This window comes from Blastococcus sp. CT_GayMR19 (genome assembly GCF_004570385.1).
Classification (GTDB): domain Bacteria; phylum Actinomycetota; class Actinomycetes; order Mycobacteriales; family Geodermatophilaceae; genus Blastococcus_B.
The window spans coordinates 68,128-82,799 of the sequence record NZ_SPQL01000016.1 but is presented as its reverse complement, the minus strand read 5'-3'; the positions used below and the strand labels follow the sequence as shown (position 1 = coordinate 82,799).

The 14,672-nt window shown below is 73.1% G+C and carries 14 protein-coding genes; 5 read left to right on the top strand and 9 right to left on the bottom strand.

Going from position 1 to position 14,672, the window contains the following annotated elements:
* Positions 1-69: 69 nt before the first annotated feature.
* Together E4P39_RS18710 and E4P39_RS18705 are read right to left on the bottom strand one after the other, a co-directional pair.
* Positions 70-1,266, bottom strand: coding sequence for an acyl-CoA desaturase (locus E4P39_RS18710; protein WP_135138094.1), 1,197 nt, complete (start codon positions 1,264-1,266; stop codon positions 70-72).
* 20 nt (positions 1,267-1,286) lie between these two features.
* Complete coding sequence (locus tag E4P39_RS18705; RefSeq protein ID WP_135138093.1) at positions 1,287-2,384, bottom strand: ferredoxin reductase; 1,098 nt, start codon at positions 2,382-2,384, stop codon at positions 1,287-1,289.
* A 106-nt stretch (positions 2,385-2,490) separates the two neighbouring features.
* Here E4P39_RS18705 and E4P39_RS18700 point away from each other — a divergent pair, with 106 nt between their 5' ends.
* Positions 2,491-3,675 carry a helix-turn-helix domain-containing protein gene (locus E4P39_RS18700; protein WP_135138092.1) on the top strand — a complete coding sequence of 395 codons (1,185 nt, stop codon included), beginning with the start codon at positions 2,491-2,493 and terminating at the stop codon, positions 3,673-3,675.
* Between the two features lie 28 nt (positions 3,676-3,703).
* On the opposite strand, the gene E4P39_RS18695 is transcribed toward E4P39_RS18700, so the two are convergent.
* Positions 3,704-4,108, bottom strand: coding sequence for a DUF6221 family protein (locus E4P39_RS18695; RefSeq protein WP_135138091.1), 405 nt, complete (start codon positions 4,106-4,108; stop codon positions 3,704-3,706).
* A 93-nt stretch (positions 4,109-4,201) separates the two neighbouring features.
* Here E4P39_RS18695 and E4P39_RS18690 point away from each other — a divergent pair, with 93 nt between their 5' ends.
* Positions 4,202-5,086, top strand: a complete 885-nt coding sequence (locus E4P39_RS18690; protein WP_135138090.1) for a hypothetical protein — start codon at positions 4,202-4,204, stop codon at positions 5,084-5,086.
* Positions 5,087-5,200: 114 nt separating this feature from the next.
* Positions 5,201-5,656 carry a hypothetical protein gene (locus tag E4P39_RS18685; protein WP_135138089.1) on the top strand — a complete coding sequence of 152 codons (456 nt, stop codon included), beginning with the start codon at positions 5,201-5,203 and terminating at the stop codon, positions 5,654-5,656.
* Positions 5,657-5,812: 156 nt separating this feature from the next.
* On the opposite strand, the gene E4P39_RS18680 is transcribed toward E4P39_RS18685, so the two are convergent.
* The 3 genes from E4P39_RS18680 to E4P39_RS18670 are packed head-to-tail and all read right to left on the bottom strand — an operon-like array spanning position 5,813 to position 9,495.
* Complete coding sequence (locus tag E4P39_RS18680; protein WP_135138088.1) at positions 5,813-7,474, bottom strand: HNH endonuclease signature motif containing protein; 1,662 nt, start codon at positions 7,472-7,474, stop codon at positions 5,813-5,815.
* Between the two features lie 39 nt (positions 7,475-7,513).
* The gene (locus E4P39_RS18675) at positions 7,514-8,119 is read right to left on the bottom strand and encodes a class I SAM-dependent methyltransferase (protein ID WP_135138087.1); all 606 of its coding nucleotides are present in this window, start codon (positions 8,117-8,119) and stop codon (positions 7,514-7,516) included.
* Positions 8,116-9,495, bottom strand: coding sequence for a DNA polymerase IV (locus tag E4P39_RS18670; RefSeq protein WP_135138121.1), 1,380 nt, complete (start codon positions 9,493-9,495; stop codon positions 8,116-8,118). Before E4P39_RS18670 ends, E4P39_RS18675 begins: the two co-directional genes overlap by 4 nt.
* 103 nt (positions 9,496-9,598) lie before the next feature.
* On the opposite strand from E4P39_RS18670, the gene E4P39_RS18665 reads away from it, so the two are divergent.
* Positions 9,599-9,895, top strand: a complete 297-nt coding sequence (locus E4P39_RS18665) for a UBP-type zinc finger domain-containing protein (RefSeq protein WP_135138086.1) — start codon at positions 9,599-9,601, stop codon at positions 9,893-9,895.
* A 3-nt stretch (positions 9,896-9,898) separates the two neighbouring features.
* Here E4P39_RS18665 and E4P39_RS18660 read toward each other — a convergent pair whose 3' ends face one another.
* Positions 9,899-11,686, bottom strand: a complete 1,788-nt coding sequence (locus E4P39_RS18660; RefSeq protein WP_209306614.1) for a helicase — start codon at positions 11,684-11,686, stop codon at positions 9,899-9,901.
* A 131-nt stretch (positions 11,687-11,817) separates the two neighbouring features.
* Here E4P39_RS18660 and E4P39_RS18655 point away from each other — a divergent pair, with 131 nt between their 5' ends.
* Positions 11,818-12,669: an alpha/beta fold hydrolase gene (locus E4P39_RS18655; RefSeq protein WP_135138085.1), complete on the top strand. Its 852-nt coding sequence runs from the start codon at positions 11,818-11,820 to the stop codon at positions 12,667-12,669.
* A 74-nt stretch (positions 12,670-12,743) separates the two neighbouring features.
* Here the strand turns inward: E4P39_RS18655 and E4P39_RS18650 are convergent, their stop codons facing one another.
* Positions 12,744-13,586: an ABC transporter permease gene (locus E4P39_RS18650; protein WP_135138084.1), complete on the bottom strand. Its 843-nt coding sequence runs from the start codon at positions 13,584-13,586 to the stop codon at positions 12,744-12,746.
* Entirely contained in the window at positions 13,583-14,581 is a 999-nt protein-coding gene (locus E4P39_RS18645) for an ATP-binding cassette domain-containing protein (RefSeq protein WP_135138083.1), read from the bottom strand. The genes E4P39_RS18650 and E4P39_RS18645 overlap by 4 nt, the downstream gene beginning before the upstream one ends.
* Positions 14,582-14,672 lie beyond the last annotated feature (91 nt).

Sequence of the window (14,672 nt, the reverse complement as noted above, 5' to 3'; positions counted from 1 at the left end):
GAGCCTCGAACCGGAGAGGCCCAGAACCACGCGGGTTCTGGACCTCTCCGGTTCAGCGCTCGAGCTGGGTCAGGCGGCGGCCCGGCTGAGCTCGCGGCGGACCTTCTTGCCGCCGGTCGTCATGCGCACCAGCTTGATCACCTGGGCCGGGGCGTTCTTCGGCGTCGTCTCGGCGAGCCAGCCGTTGGGCAGCGAGAGCCGGATGACCTTGTGCCAGGCGCTGGCGACCTGCTTGTACAGCGGGGCCGAGTGATAGGTGAGCCCGTAGCGGTCGAAGATGTCCTTCACCTTCGGGGCGATCTCGGCGTACCGGTTGCTGGGCAGGTCGGGGAACAGGTGGTGCTCCACCTGGTGGCTCAGGTTGCCGGTCATGATGTGCATGGCCTTACTGCCGGAGATGTTGGCCGAGCCCAGCATCTGGCGCAGGTACCACTCGCCGCGGGTCTCGCCCTCGATCGACGTCTTCTCGAACGTCTCCACGCCCTCGGGGAAGTGGCCGCACATGATCACCGAGTGCGACCACAGGTTGCGCACCACGTTGGCGGTGAAGTTGGCCGCCAGGGTCGGCAGGAACGAGGGCCCGGACAGCACCGGGTGGACGAGGTAGTCCTTGGTCGCCTGCTTGCGGATCTTCTTCAGCACGTTCCTGGCGTCGGCCCGGAACTCCGGGTTCGCGCGGCGCTTCTTCGTCGCCAGGTTCTTGCCCAGCTCCAGGTCGTAGGCGGCGATCCCGTACTCGAAGAAGCAGGCGTTGAGAAAGTTCCACAGCGGCTGCGCCAGGTACATCGGGTGCCACTTCTGGTCCTCGTCGACGCGCATGATGCCGTAGCCGAGGTCGTTGTCCTTACCGATCACGTTCGTGTACGTGTGGTGCAGCTCGTTGTGCGAGTGCTTCCACTGCTCGGCCGGGCTGGCCATGTCCCACTCCCACGTCGTGGAGTGGATCTTCGGGTCACGCATCCAGTCCCACTGGCCGTGCAGGATGTTGTGCCCGATCTCCATGTTCTCCAGGATCTTGGCGACCGAGAGGCCGACGGTCCCGACGAACCAGGCCGGCGGGAACATGGAGACCAGCAGGGCGGCGCGGCTGCCCAGCTCGAGCTTGCGCTGGACGTCGATGACACGGCGGATGTACTTGGCGTCGTCCTCCCCCAGGCTGTCGCGGATCTCCTGGCGGATGGTGTCGAGCTCCTTGCCGAGGATCTCGATGTCCTCGGCGGACAGGTGGGCGATCGGGTTCTCGGACTTCTTCTGGATCACGGTCATGAGTGGGCTCCGATCAAAGGTCAGTGGTCGATGTCGCAGGCGCCGGCCGCGGCGCTCACGCAGGTCTGGATCAGGACGCCGTCCCCGGGCGCCGCGGTGGTGATCTCGCCGTTGCGCAGGTCGCGGACGGCGCCCTCGCGCAGCGGCAGCACGCAGCCGTAACAGATGCCCATCCGGCAACCGCTCGGCATGAGGACGCCTGCGTCCTCGGCGGCGTCGAGGATCGGGGTGGCCCCGTCGGCCTCGAGCGTGGTGCCGTTCCTGGTGAAGGAGACGGTGCCGCCCTCGCCGGTCACGAGGACGGTGGGGCGGAAGCGCTCGGTGTAGAGCCGGCTGTCGAGGCCGGCGGACTCCCAGTGCTCCTCCAGCGCCTCCAGCATCCCGACGGGCCCGCACGCCCAGGTGGCGCGCTCGTGCAGGTCGGGGACGAGCGCGGCGATCGCCGGGGCGTCGAGCATCCCGGCGGTGTCCGTGTGCTGCTCGACCAGCCGGATCCGGCCGTCGGCGGCCATCGCCCGCAGTTCGGCGCCGAAGACGACGTCCTCGGCCGTGGGGGCGGAGTGCACCAGGACGACGTCGGTCAGCTCCGGGTGGTTGCGCAGCATGCCCATGACGGGGGTGATCCCGGAGCCGGCGGTGAGGAACAGCGCCTTGGCGGGGAGCTGGGCTGGGAGGACGAACTCTCCCGCGGCCTGGTCGAGCTGCACGATCGTCCCCGGCGTCGTGCGGTGCACGAGGTGGTTGCTGACCTTGCCGCCCGGGATCGCCTTCACCGTGATGGCGATGCAGCCGTCGGTCCGGGTCCGGTCCGAGGTGAGCGAGTAGGCGCGCCACTGGCGGACGCCGTCGACGTCGATGCCGATCCGGATGTACTGGCCGGGGGTGTGGCCCTGCCAGCCGCGGCCGGGACGGATCACGACCGTCGCCGCGTCCCGCGTCTCGGGGAGGACCGCCTCGATCCGGCCGCGCAGGTCGGCGCCGGACCGGAGGGGATCGATCAGGTCGAGGTAGTCGGTGGGGAGCAGGGGTGTCGTGACCAGCTCGGCCAGCTTGAGCACCCGGTCGCGCAGCGCAATCCGAGGCCGGGCCGTGGTCGGGCGCGGAACGGTTGTCGTCATGTCTAGAGCTTGTCCAGCCCAAGGCATAAGTACCTGTGCCGCTGACGTGAATCGGGGCGTAGGTTCTGTTCCCTGCGAACAAAACGCCCGCCAGAGCAGGAGAACGATGAGGCCGGAGCCGACCGCGATCCCGACCGCTGTGGCCGACGGCATGCGCGCCGAGCTGCCGTCGGTCGCCGAGCGGACCGTCGCGGAGATCATCGTCGAGGTCCCGAGCTACGCCGACGCGTTCTCCGGCGACATGGGCAGGGTCATCGTCAACGCCGTCGAGCTGGCGCTCGGCGGCTTCCTGGAACTGGCGACGGCGAGCAGCGGCGCGGACGCCAGCATCCCGATCCGGCCGGCCCTGGAGGGCGCGTACCAGCTGGGCCGCGGGGAGGCCCGCAGTGGCCGCTCGATGGACGCCTTGCTGGCCGCGTACCGCGTGGGGGCTCGGGTCGCGTGGCGGCACATGAGCGCCGGCGCCGTCGCGGCCGGCCTGACCGCGCCGCAGCTGGCCCGGTTCGCGGAGCTGGTGTTCGCCTACATCGACCAGCTCTCGGCCTCCAGCGTCGCGGGGCACAGCGACGAGCTGGCGACCAGTGGGCGGGTCCGGCAGCGCTACCTGGAGCGGCTGGCCAACCAGCTGCTCGCCGGCGGGGCCGTGGCGGACCTGGAGGCGGCTGCGGAGCGCGCCGACTGGGCGCCGCCGCGCACGCTGACCGCGGTGGTCCTGCCCGAGAGCCAGGTCCGCGGGGCGCTGGTCTCCCTGGACGGCCGCACGCTGCGCGCCGGCGAGGAGGTGCCCGGGCTGGGCTCGGCGTCCGATCTCGTCGTCCTGCTCGTGCCGGACGCGGCAGGCCGGTCGCGGCCGGCGTTGCTCCGCTCGCTGGGCGGGCGCGAGGCCGTCGTCGGGCCGCCCCGCCCGTGGGCCGAGGCGTCGGCCTCGTACGCGCGGGTCTGCCGCGCGCTCCAGCTGGGACTGGCGGCGGAGGGGGCCGAGCCGCTGGACACCGAGCGGCGGCTGGCCGACCTCGTGCTGCGGGCCGATGCCGAGGCGCTGGCCGACCTGCGCGCCGCTGTCCTCGCACCGCTGCAGGACCTCAGCCCAGGTGCTCGCGAGAAGCTGGTGGAGACGCTGCGGTCGTGGCTGCTCCACCACGGCCGGCGGGATGCGGTGGCGGCCGAGCTGTTCGTGCACCCGCAGACCGTGCGGTACCGGATGACGCAGCTCCGGGAGCTCTACGGGACGCGGCTGGAGGATCCCCGGACCGTGCTGGAGCTGACGCTCGCCCTCGGCATCCACCCCTGACGCGTGCCGGCGGGCACGCCCGGCCGGTTCACGGCCGCCATTCCGGCCGGTAGTGCGGGTGATCGGCGTAGGGCAGGGCGAGGAGCGCCAGCGTGAGCGCGGCGAGCTGGTGCTGATCCTGCGCCGTGACCGGGAAATCGGCCATGCCCCGCGGGTGGATGCCGACGAACGCCGTCTCCGGGCGGGCGTCCCGGCAGGCCAGGACGATCCGCCGCTTGGCCGAGCACTCGGCGAGCACGCGCGCCGGGTCGTGCCGGACGACGTGCGCCGTCGAACGGGGCCCTCCGGGTCCGTCGCCGACGAGGTCGGGACCCCACTCCCCCTTCCTGTCGGCTCCGGCGGCGTCCGTGGCCACGCGCTTGTCCTCCGCGATCCGGGCCAGCAGGAACTCGTCGAGGTTCATGGTGGCCACGTCCAGGCCGATCTCGTCCATGCCTCATGGTCGCGCCATCCCGCCATCGCGGCTCGGTCGCCCGATCCGCGCGGTCCCGGGCGAAAGATCGGTGACGTGCGGCATGGTGACGTCGTGAGCGTCGATCTGGCCGCTGCGGCCGACTTCCTCGCCGGTTCGGCCCGCGTGCTGGACCGCCGCCGGCACGACCTGCTGTTCGGGAACGGCGACGTCGCGTCCGTGCTGGTGGCCGTCGACGGTTACCGCAATCCCGACGGCGGCTACGGCTGGGGTCTCGAGCCAGATCTGCGGTCGCGCACCAGTCAGCCGGGCGGCGCGCTGCACGCCTTCGAGGTGTTCGCCGACATCGCGCCGGCCAGCTCACCGCGCGCGGCCGAGCTGTGCGACTGGCTGGCGTCGGTCGCGCTGCCGGACGGGGGGTTGCCCTTCGCGCTGCCGGTTCCCGACCCGGCCGCTTCCGCTCCCTTCTGGGCCGGAGCCGACTCGACGACGTCGTCCCTGCAGATCACGGGCGTGGTCGCCGCGGCGGCCCACCGGGTGGCTGCCGCCGACCCGGCGGTGGCCGGACACCCGTGGCTCTCCCGCGCGACGGAGTTCTGCCTGGCCGCCATCAACGGGCCTGGCCCCGCGCACGCGATGGAGCTGGCGTTCGCCGTGCAGTTCCTCGACGCGGCGTCGCGGTCCACGCCGGCGGCTGCCGAAGCGGTGGAGGGCCTCCGGCCTCGCGTGCCGGAGAACGGGCTGTTGCACGTCGACGGCGGGGCCGCGGACGAGTTCATGCGCCCGCTGGACTTCGCGCCGCTGCCCGGCGGTCCGGCGCGGTCGCTGTTCGGCGCAGCGGTGGTCGACGCCGAACTCGAGCGGCTGGCCGACGGACAGCAGGCCGACGGCGGCTGGACGGTGGACTTCGACAGCTACTCCCCCGCAGCGACGCTGGAGTGGCGCGGGCACGCGACGGTCCACGCGCTGTGCGTGCTGCGGGAGAACGGCGTCCTGTAGTCGCCGTGCATTCACGGCCATCCCGCACCCGGCGTACAGCTTCACCACAGGTCCGCGACCGACTCTCTTCTCCGGACGGCCCCGTCGGGGGCCTCGGAGTGCAGGGAGTCCGACATGGACAGCGAGACCCAGAACGAGGCGGCGCGGCCGAAGCCGACGCTGCGCGAGCGCATCGGCCAGCGGGCGTGGGTGCGGTCGGCGGCGCTGGTGGGCAGCGGACTCGTCGTCGGCGGGATCATCGCCGGGACGGTCACGGCGAACGCCGCCGACGACGGCAACACGCGCCCGGAGTCCTCCACCAGTCAGCGCGACGGTCGCGGGCACCACGGCCCGCGGGGCGGCGACCCGTCCCAGCCGCAGCGCGGCGACGAAGAGCTGCTCACCGGCGACACCGCGACCCAGGTGACCGAGGCTGTGCTCGCCGAGTACCCCGACGCCACCATCGAGCGCGTCGAGACGGACTCCGGTGGCGTCTACGAGGCGCACATCGTCACCACCGACGACGAGCGGCTCACCGTGCTGGTCGGCGAGGACTTCCAGATCACCGGCACCGAGTCGCACGGCAACTGATCCGCAGCACGACCGCGCCGAGCGGGAGGACGAGCCGAGCCCAGCGACCGCGCCGAGCCCACGACCGCGCCGAGCGGGAGGACGACCGCCCAACCGACCGGCACCCAGCGCGTGCGGCTTCAGTCATAGCCGACGCGGCGCATCGGGGCCGGGCCACTAGAACGGAGGCGGATCATCGTTCGCCCGCGGCGGCGCGGGTGGGTCGGGATCGTTCGGCGCCGACATGCCGGGTGGCCGGGTGGTGCGGGTGACGCCGGTGGGCGTGGTCACCGACAGCATCCCGTCGGGCAGCAGCACGAACCGCCAGCCGTCGGCGTGCGTCTTGAGCCGGTGATGCCGGCGGCACAGGCAGCAGAGATTGGCGCAGTCGGTCGGCCCCCCGCGACTGTGCGGGATCACGTGGTCGAGGTCGGCCCATGCGGCTCGGTTGTCGCAGCCGGGATGGCGGCACGTCCGGTCGCGCGTGCGGGCGAAGCGGTACTGCGCCGGGGTGGGACGGTAGCGGTCCACCGCCTCCGGCCGGTCGAGCAGCGGGCATTCGCAGACACTTCGTGGATGGTCTGGACACCCTCGGCGGACCAGTCGTTCCAGCTCAGCACGCGTGACGGTCGCCCGCAGCTCACCCGAACCCGGCTCGACCACGGCGATCGTCAGCCGTCCGCCCGCCGGCGCCTGCAACCCACCTGGGCACAGGGCGTCGAGTTGGCGGAGCAGCTCGCGGAGGTGGCCGGCCGTGATCGGCTGCCCGTTGACCTCACCCACGGGCGCGGCGCCGCCGCCGTGCGGGGCGTGATCGGCGACCACCGAGCGGGCGGCCGACCCGGGCAGGTCGAACGTCGAGGAGTCCGCCGGCGGCATGAAACGGGCGAGGTCGGGCGGTCGGAGGGCGTCGAGCGGCGCGATGACGGTCAGTTCTGCGGTGACGGACGGTCGGCTGGTGTCCCACGGCCGCAGGACGAGATCGGCCAGCACCCCGACGCGCACCTGGCCGAGCGTCCCTCGCGCACCGTCGGCCTTCGCCATCCGGGCGTAGGAATCGACGGCGTCGCGGGTCGCGGCGGCGAGCGGAGCCGGCATGACCGCGCGGAGCTCGGCCATGCCGTCGCCCAGGCCGTGCACGATGACGTCGGCAGCCCGCTCCGCCCGCTTCCTCCGGCGCTCGGCCGCCGCGGCATCGCGGCTGATGAGCTCGCGAGCGACCAGGGCGCGGAGCCGCTTCACCGACAGCTCCATGGCACCGGGCAGGACTGCTGCCTCGACCTCGGCGATCACGACTGGTTCGGTGTTGCGGGCCGGCCATCCCAGCTCGGTGGCCAGCGCCCGCGCGCGAGGCCAGTCCAGCTTCCCGTCGGCCAGGGCCGCCCATGCGGAGGGCAGGCGCTCCACCAGCGTCAGTGAGACCTCCGCCAGCGTGGTGGCCGCCGCCCGGGAGCAGTTCAGCGTCAGCGCCAGCTCGTCCGGGAAGAACTCACTGACCCCCGGCAACGGTTCGTCGCCCTGATCGGGGGCCCAGTCCGGGGAGGCGGCCCCTGCCGAACCGGGCTGCCGGTCGTCCGTGTCCGCACTCGCCCGGGCCATCGCGGCGACGATCTCCGCCCTGTAGGCGGCGAGCTGGCCCTCCACGACGGACACGCGCTGGAGTTCCGCGGCTCGCTCCGCCTGCGTCCGCGCGCCGACGGGCATCAGCTCGCCCAGTCGCGTGGGGTGCACCTCGACGCCCGGCGGCAGTGGCACGTCGGCCCAGGACACGTCGTCCCAGGGCATGGGCTCGAGGGTGTTGACCGTCACCCCGACGCCGTACGCACCGCCCTCGAACACATGGCCGAATCTAGGGCGTACCTACGACAGTTTCGCTGGTCAGGCGGGGCGGAGGAGGGCGACCAGGAACTGCGCGTCCTCCGTGTAGGGCCGCAGGTCCCAGGTGGACAGCAGCAGGTCGGGCGCCCAGCCGGCGGTCGCCGCGTCGGCGAGGAAGTCGGTGAACTCGTACCCCCGGCCGGCACCGAAGCCGATCGCCGCCCGCCCGTCGTCCCGCACGTGTGCCCGCATGCGCCGCAGCACCTCGACCCGCGTCGACTCGGCCAGGAACGTCATGACGTTGCCGGCGCAGACGATGGCGTGGAACGGCTCCGCGATCCCGGCCGCGGGGAGATCCAGCTCGGCCAGGTCCCCGACCAGCCACGTCGCCGTGGGGTGCTCCTTCCGGGCCTCGGCGACGAGCACCGGGTCGCCGTCCACCCCGACCACGTCGTGCCCCACGGCGGCGAGGTGGGCCCCGACCCGGCCGGTGCCCGATCCGGCGTCCAGCACCCGCGCGCTGCGCGGGAGCATCGCGTCGACGAGGCGTGCCTCCCCCACCAGGTCCTGTCCCGCGGCGGCGAGGTCCCGGAAGCGCTGGACGTAGGCGGCGGAGTGCTCGGGGTTCTCCGTCGTCATCCGCGTCCACATGCTCGGTTCGGTCATGGGTCGATCCTGCCTGCCCGGTCGCCGGCTGGTCGCCAGTCGGGCGGGTCGGCGGGGCTGAGAGCGGGATCGTCGGCGGCCAGCGTCCGCACCGGACCGGGTGCGGTCAGTGGCCCCTCGAAGCGCACCGTCACCCGCCCCAGGCCGCGGCCCCACACCCAGCCGTGCCCGAGCTCCTCGTGCGCCACGTCCTGTCCCGGCCACCAGCGGTTCTCCACGGGCACGGAGACGTCGGGAACCGGCTCCGGGGCGTCCTCGGCGGTCACCGCGTCCGGGAGTGGCTCGTCGTCGTCGGCGAACAGGTCCCCCTGCGCGTAGACCGACAGCCCCGAGACCCCGACGCCCAGCAGCCGCAGCCCGCCGGCGGTGCCGGCGTCGGCGAGCAGGCGCCGGGCGGTGGCGGCGATCTGCCGGACGTCGTCCGTCGGCTGGGGCAGCGTCTGCGACCGGGTGATGGTGGTGAAGTCGTAGCGCCGCAGCTTGAGCGTGACGGTGCGGCCCGAGTACGCCGAGGCCCGCAGCCGGCCGCCCACCCGGGCCGCCATCGAGTCGATCTCCCGCCCGAGGACGGCGAGATCGGTGAGGTCGCGCTCGAACGTCTCCTCCGCCGACACCGACTTGGCCTCCCGGTCGGGCACGACCGCCCGGTCGTCCTCCGCCCTCGCAAGGGAGTACAGGCCGGCGCCGTGCGCGCGGCCGGCCAGCGCCACCAGGTCCGGCAGCGACTTCGCCGCCAGGTCGGCCACCGTCTTCACCCCGATCTGGTGCAGCCGCTCCGCCGTCGCCGGCCCCACCCCGCCGAGCCGGGTCACCGGCAGCGGGTGGAGGACCTCGAGCTCGGTGCCCGGCGCGACGACGACGAGGCCGTCGGGCTTGTCCATGTCGGAGGCGAGCTTGGCCATGATCTTCGAGGTCCCGATGCCCACCGAGCCCGTCACACCGCCCGTGGCGACGGCGATGCGCGCCTTCAGCTCGGCGGCCACGGCGGTCACGCCCTCGACGGACAGGTCGTGCCCCGGGTGGGTGGGGGAGGTGGCAGCGAGATCCACGTAGGCCTCGTCGATCGACACCGGCTCCACGAGCGGCGACAGCTCACGGAGGAGCGCCATCACCACCTCGGAGGTGCGCCGGTAGGCCGGGAACCGGCCGCCGAGGAACGCCGTCCCGGCCGGGCACCGGCGGCGGGCCTCCGCGGTGGACATGGCCGAGCGGGCCCCGTAGGCCCGCGCCTCGTAGGACGCCGTCGCGACGACGCCCCGCCCGCCCACACCCCCGACGACGACCGGCCGCCCGCGCAGGGAGGGCTTGTCGCGCTGCTCGACGGCGGCGAAGAAGGCGTCGAGGTCCAGGTGCAGGATGCTCGCCTCCCGCCGCATGCCCACCCCCTGATGATCCCCGTTCCCGCAGAGCCCTTACGCGGCGGCGACTCCGCGTTGGACAGTGGCACCGAGCGCTGGAGCGACCTGCGGAGGGACGGCGATGGCTGAGCGGTGCACGCACCTGGACACGGTCGAGCCGGTGACGCCGTCGAGCGAGGGGTGTGAGGACTGCCTGCGCACGGATGGCCGGTGGGTCCATCTCCGCCTGTGCATGCGGTGCGGTCACGTCGGCTGCTGCGACAGCTCACCCAACCGGCACGCGACCGCACATGCGCGGGCCCATCCGACCCACCCGCTGATCCGCTCCTACGAGCCCGGGGAGGACTGGTGGTGGTGCTATCCCGAGGAGCTCTTCTTCGAGGTCGACGGCGCGCCGCCGGCACCGTCGCATCCCTGAGACTCAGCCCTCGGTGAGGGCGGTGGCGGGGAGCCAGTCGGCGTCGAGCAGCTCGGCGATCTCCCGCAGGGACGACGTGTCCGCCCCCGCGGCCGAGCCGCTCACCGCCAGCCGCTCCACCATCACGCGGGCCACCTGCTCCTCGACCGTGTCCTCGGCGAAGGCGATCCGCCACGGCGACGTCCTCCCGTCGCGGTGGGTGCGGCCGGTGACCTGACGCGCCTGGATGCCGGAGAACCGCGGCTGGTGGAAGAGCCCGACCCGTGGGGTCTCCGAGGCGTGCGTGCCGGCCGGCAGCAGCTCGCCGGCGTGCAGGCTGATGGACGCCGTCACGGTCAGGACGCAGACCGGCGCCTCGCCGCGCTGGAACCGCAGCCGATCGGCCTCGACGTCGAACCGGTCTCGCCCGTAGATGCCCGCCACCGGCACACCGGCGTCCAGCAGCGCCTCGCGGATCGGGTCGGCCGCCGTCTCGACGAACTCCACCGACACCGCGACCTGGCGCTCGGCCTCCACCTGCGCCTTCACCCAGTCCACGGTCGCCTGCACGCGGATCAGGCCGGCCTTCTGCCGGAACCGCATCAGCGCGGCGCGGCCCTTCGCGCTCTGCCGGGCACGCCGGGCGAGCTGCATCTCGGCGCGGAACTCCGACCACTCGGTGTCGTAGGCGGCCCGCTCGGCGGGGGTCAGGGCAACCGGCGTCCCGGTGACCGAGACGGGACCCCACGGGGCCGGGCGGTGCAGCAGGGCCGGCGGATCGGCGTCGGCGAGCCAGTCCTGGAGGCGGGCGAGGTCCGCCCGGCGCTCGTCGGCGTCCTCGGTCCAGACCCAGCCGTAGCGGCCACGTTCCACGTGGAACCCGTGGGCGGCGAGGCGGGTGGGCAGGTCGGCCCACTCCCGGATGCCTTCGCCGTGGTGGACGGCGAACTGCGGCGCGAGGTACGGCAGCTCGAGCGGGGTGTGCGCCGGCGTCGCGGTGGCGGCGAGGACGTAGGGCGCACCGTTCGCCCGCCCGGCACCGGAGACGGCCTTCCAGTGCTTCCACCGCTGCGTCGTGGTGTGCCGCACCATGTGCGCCTCGTCGGCGACGACGACGTCGAAGGTCAGCTTGCTCACCTTGGCCAGGCGGTCCCAGGTGGTGACGCACCAGCGCAGCCCGCCGTCGCCGAAGCCGGCGATCGAGCGTGCCCAGTGCGGGATGGTGATTGCCGCCGGACGGTCGGCCACGACGAGCACGGTCCGGACGTCCCGCTGCTCGGCGATGGCCTTGACGGCCAGGATCGCCGTCCCGGTCTTGCCCACGCCGGGATCGTCGCCCAGCAGGAAGACCCGGCCGCCCGCTGCCGCGTGAGCCGCGACCACGTCGGCGCCGTCGCACTGCTGGTCGCGCGGGGTCAGCGGCCGGGCCATGGGCAGGGGCCGGGGCTTCTCGTTGAGCTCGTCCTCGAGGAACCGCTCGAACGTGTACGGCGGCGGGTCGTAGGGCTGGAGCTCGGGAGGCAGGTCCGCCCCGACCCAGACGTGCGCCTGCAGCCCCGCGTGCCAGACCGCGCCGGGGGCCGGCGCCCGGAACGGGACGGCGAGCACCCATACCCGCTCCCCCGGACCGGCGACCGGGTTGTCCGGCTTCGGCTTCGCGGCGCGGCGCGGCGAGGCAGCCGCCCGCTTCCGCGCGGTGCCGGTCGCGGCGCTCGCCCGGCTCGCGGCGCTCGTGCGGCTCGCGGCGCTCGTCCGGGCCGCGGCGCTCGTCCGGCTCGTGGTGCTCGTGGCACGGCGGCGCCGTCCCGGCATGTGCTGTCCCCCTCGTTGCGCACGGCGGCTGCCCGCCTGCGACCAGGCAAGCAGTGTGCGTGCCGGCACCGACGAAATCCGGGGAACGCGCCGTCTCCGCAGGCGGACGGTGTGTCTGGTGGAATCCCCGGGTGGCAGACGACGAGGACAGGAACCAGCGGCTGGCGTCGCGCACCGTGGGCGAGGCAGGCCCGCACGTCGTCTTCGTGCACGGGCTGTTCGGGCAGGGCAAGAACTGGACGACGATCGCCAAGGGGCTGGCCGACCGGCACCGGGTGACCCTGCTCGACCTGCCCAACCACGGGCACTCCCCATGGACCGACCGGGTCGACTACCTCGGCATGGCGGAGCTGCTGGCGGCCGAGCTGCGGAGGCTGGGCGAGCCGGTCACCCTCGTCGGGCACTCCATGGGCGGCAAGGTCGCGATGCAGCTGGCCCTGCGGCACCCGGAGCTGCTGCGTGCGCTGGTCGTCGTCGACGTCGCGCCGTCCGACTACCCGGAAGCCGGCGCCCGGACCGACGACCCCGACGAGGAGGCCACCCCCTTCGCGGGCTACATCGCCGCCATGCGGGCCCTCGACCTGGACAGCCTGCGGACGAGGGACGAGGCCGACGAGGCGCTGCGGCCCGCCGTCCCCAGCCGGATGGTGCGCTCGTTCCTGCTGCAGAGCCTGGTCCGCGACGTGGGGGCGAGCGGCGGCTGGCGGTGGCGGCTGAACCTCGCGGCCCTTGCCCGCGACCTCGGGCACCTGCGCGGCTTCCCCGCACCTCCCGCGGGTGCCACCTACGACGGCCCGGTCCTGTGGATCGCCGGGGCGAACTCGACGTACATCCTCCCGGAGGACCGGGTCCGCATGGACGAGCTCTTCCCGGCGACCCGCCTCGTCAAGATCAAGAACGCCGGGCACTGGGTGCACAGCGAGCAGCCCGAGGTCTTCCTCGAGACCATCCGCAGATTCCTCGACGTCGTCGAGGGAGGGTAGGGCTCGACGCCGTCGAGCGGGGGTAGGGCTCGACGCCGTCGAGCGGTGGCCAGGCGGCCGCCGTGCCGTCGGGATCAGTCGCGGGAACGACGGCGGAAGGCGGAGACCGCGAGCGGCGCGAAGATCGCGATGAAGATGAACGACCACGCCACGGACACCATCACCGGGTTCTGCAGGGGCCAGGCGGCGTCCGCCGGTGCCGGCGGGCCGTTGCCCCACAGCTCCCGGCACGCCTGGGTGAGCGCGGAGACGGGATTCCACTCGGCGATCGTCCGCAGCCACGGCGTCATGGTCTCCGTGGGAGCGAACGTGTTGGCCACGAACGTCAGCGGGAACATGACCGTGAACATGAAGCCCTGCACGGCCTCGACCGTCCGCATCAGGGAGCCGACCCAGATGCCCAGCCAGATCAGGGCGAACCCGAACAGCAGCAGGAGCAGGAACGCGAGTATCCCGTCGACGACGCCGTTCCGGATGCGCCAGCCGATGAGCAGGCCGGTCAGCCCCATCACGAGGACGCCGATGCTCGAGTGGATCAGGCTCGAGATGCTCCGGCCGACCAGCACCGACGAGCGGGGGATGGGCAGCGACTTGAACCGGTCGACGATCCCCTTCTGCAGGTCGCTGGTCAGCCCCATCGCCACGATGGCGGAGGAGAAGACCATGGTCTGCACCATGATTCCCGGCAGCAGGAACTCCCGGTAGTTGCTGCCGATCACGGCGATCGCGCCGCCGAACACGTAGGCGAACAGCAGCACGAACATCACCGACTGCACCGTGACGTCGAGCAGCATCTCGGGCATCCGGCGGATGTGCAGCAGGTTGCGCCAGACGATGGTCGCCGACGCCCGGAGCAGGGACGGCGGATGGATCGGCGGCCGGGTGACCGACGTGCGGGCGGTCTGGACGGCGGTCACGATGGAACTCCCTCGGTGGTCGCGTCGGAGGAGGAGGCCCCGGCGTCGGGCTCGGTCTCGGCGCGGTGGCCGGTGAGGTGCAGGAAGACGTCGTCCAGGCTGGGGCGGGCCAGCCCGAGGTCGTCCAGTTCGATGCCGCTGGTCTCGAAGACGGCGGCGATGCGTGTCATGTCGCCCAGCCCGCCGGCCTGTGCGGTCACGCGGCGGCTCCCCCGCTCCACGTGGACCTCCGGCGAGTGCGCGCGCATCAGGTCGGCCGCCGCGTCGAGGTCGGCGGCGTTGGTCAGCGTCACCACGACGCTGGCCTTGCCCGCCCGGTCCTTGAGCTGCGTGGGGGTGCCCGCGGCGATGACCTTGCCCTTGTCGACGACGACGATCTCGTCGGCCAGGTTGTCGGCCTCCTCCAGGTACTGCGTCGTCAGCACGAGCGTGGTGCCCTCGGTGACCAGCTCCCGGAGGACGTCCCACAGACCCGACCGGCTCATCGGGTCCAGACCGGTGGTCGGCTCGTCGAGGAAGAGGATGGGCGGGGCCGCCAGCAGGCTCACCGCCAGGTCCAGCCGGCGCCGCATGCCACCGGAGTAGGTCTTGGCCATCCGGTCGGCGGCGTGGGTGAGGTCGAAGCGCGCGAAGAGCCGCTCGGTGGCCTCCGCGACGTACTTCCTGGGCAGCCCGTAGAGGGCGCCGATCAGCTTGAGGTTCTCCCGGCCGGTCAGGATCTCGTCGACCGTGGCCGCCTGACCGGTCAGGCCCATGCTGCGGCGGACCTCGTTGGGCTGCTCGATGATGTCGAAGCCGGCCACGCGGCCGGTGCCGCTCGTGGGCACGCTCAGCGTCGTCAGCATCCGGACGAGGGTGGTCTTGCCCGCGCCGTTGGGACCGAGCAGGCCGAGGACCGAACCCGCGGGGACCACGAAGCTCACGTCGTCGACGGCGCGGGTGTCCCCGAAGTGCTTGACCAGTTCGACGGCTTCGACCGCCGGGGCCGCGGTCATGCCGCGCCCCCCGCGGACGGTGCTGGGGTTCTGTCCGACGTCATGGGGCCAGGATGCGCCCCCCTACTGACAGAACCGCAAGGGCTTTTTC

Coding starts and splice junctions, on each gene's coding strand:
- E4P39_RS18695 (WP_135138091.1), bottom strand. CDS start 4,108: ATGGACGAGATCGGCCTGGACGTGGCCACCATGAACCTCGACGAGTTC.
- E4P39_RS18685 (WP_135138089.1), top strand. CDS start 5,201: ATGGACAGCGAGACCCAGAACGAGGCGGCGCGGCCGAAGCCGACGCTG.
- E4P39_RS18665 (WP_135138086.1), top strand. CDS start 9,599: ATGGCTGAGCGGTGCACGCACCTGGACACGGTCGAGCCGGTGACGCCG.
- E4P39_RS18710 (WP_135138094.1), bottom strand. CDS start 1,266: ATGACCGTGATCCAGAAGAAGTCCGAGAACCCGATCGCCCACCTGTCC.
- E4P39_RS18670 (WP_135138121.1), bottom strand. CDS start 9,495: ATGCGGCGGGAGGCGAGCATCCTGCACCTGGACCTCGACGCCTTCTTC.
- E4P39_RS18645 (WP_135138083.1), bottom strand. CDS start 14,581: ATGACCGCGGCCCCGGCGGTCGAAGCCGTCGAACTGGTCAAGCACTTC.
- E4P39_RS18705 (WP_135138093.1), bottom strand. CDS start 2,384: ATGACGACAACCGTTCCGCGCCCGACCACGGCCCGGCCTCGGATTGCG.
- E4P39_RS18660 (WP_209306614.1), bottom strand. CDS start 11,686: ATGCCGGGACGGCGCCGCCGTGCCACGAGCACCACGAGCCGGACGAGC.
- E4P39_RS18700 (WP_135138092.1), top strand. CDS start 2,491: ATGAGGCCGGAGCCGACCGCGATCCCGACCGCTGTGGCCGACGGCATG.
- E4P39_RS18675 (WP_135138087.1), bottom strand. CDS start 8,119: ATGACCGAACCGAGCATGTGGACGCGGATGACGACGGAGAACCCCGAG.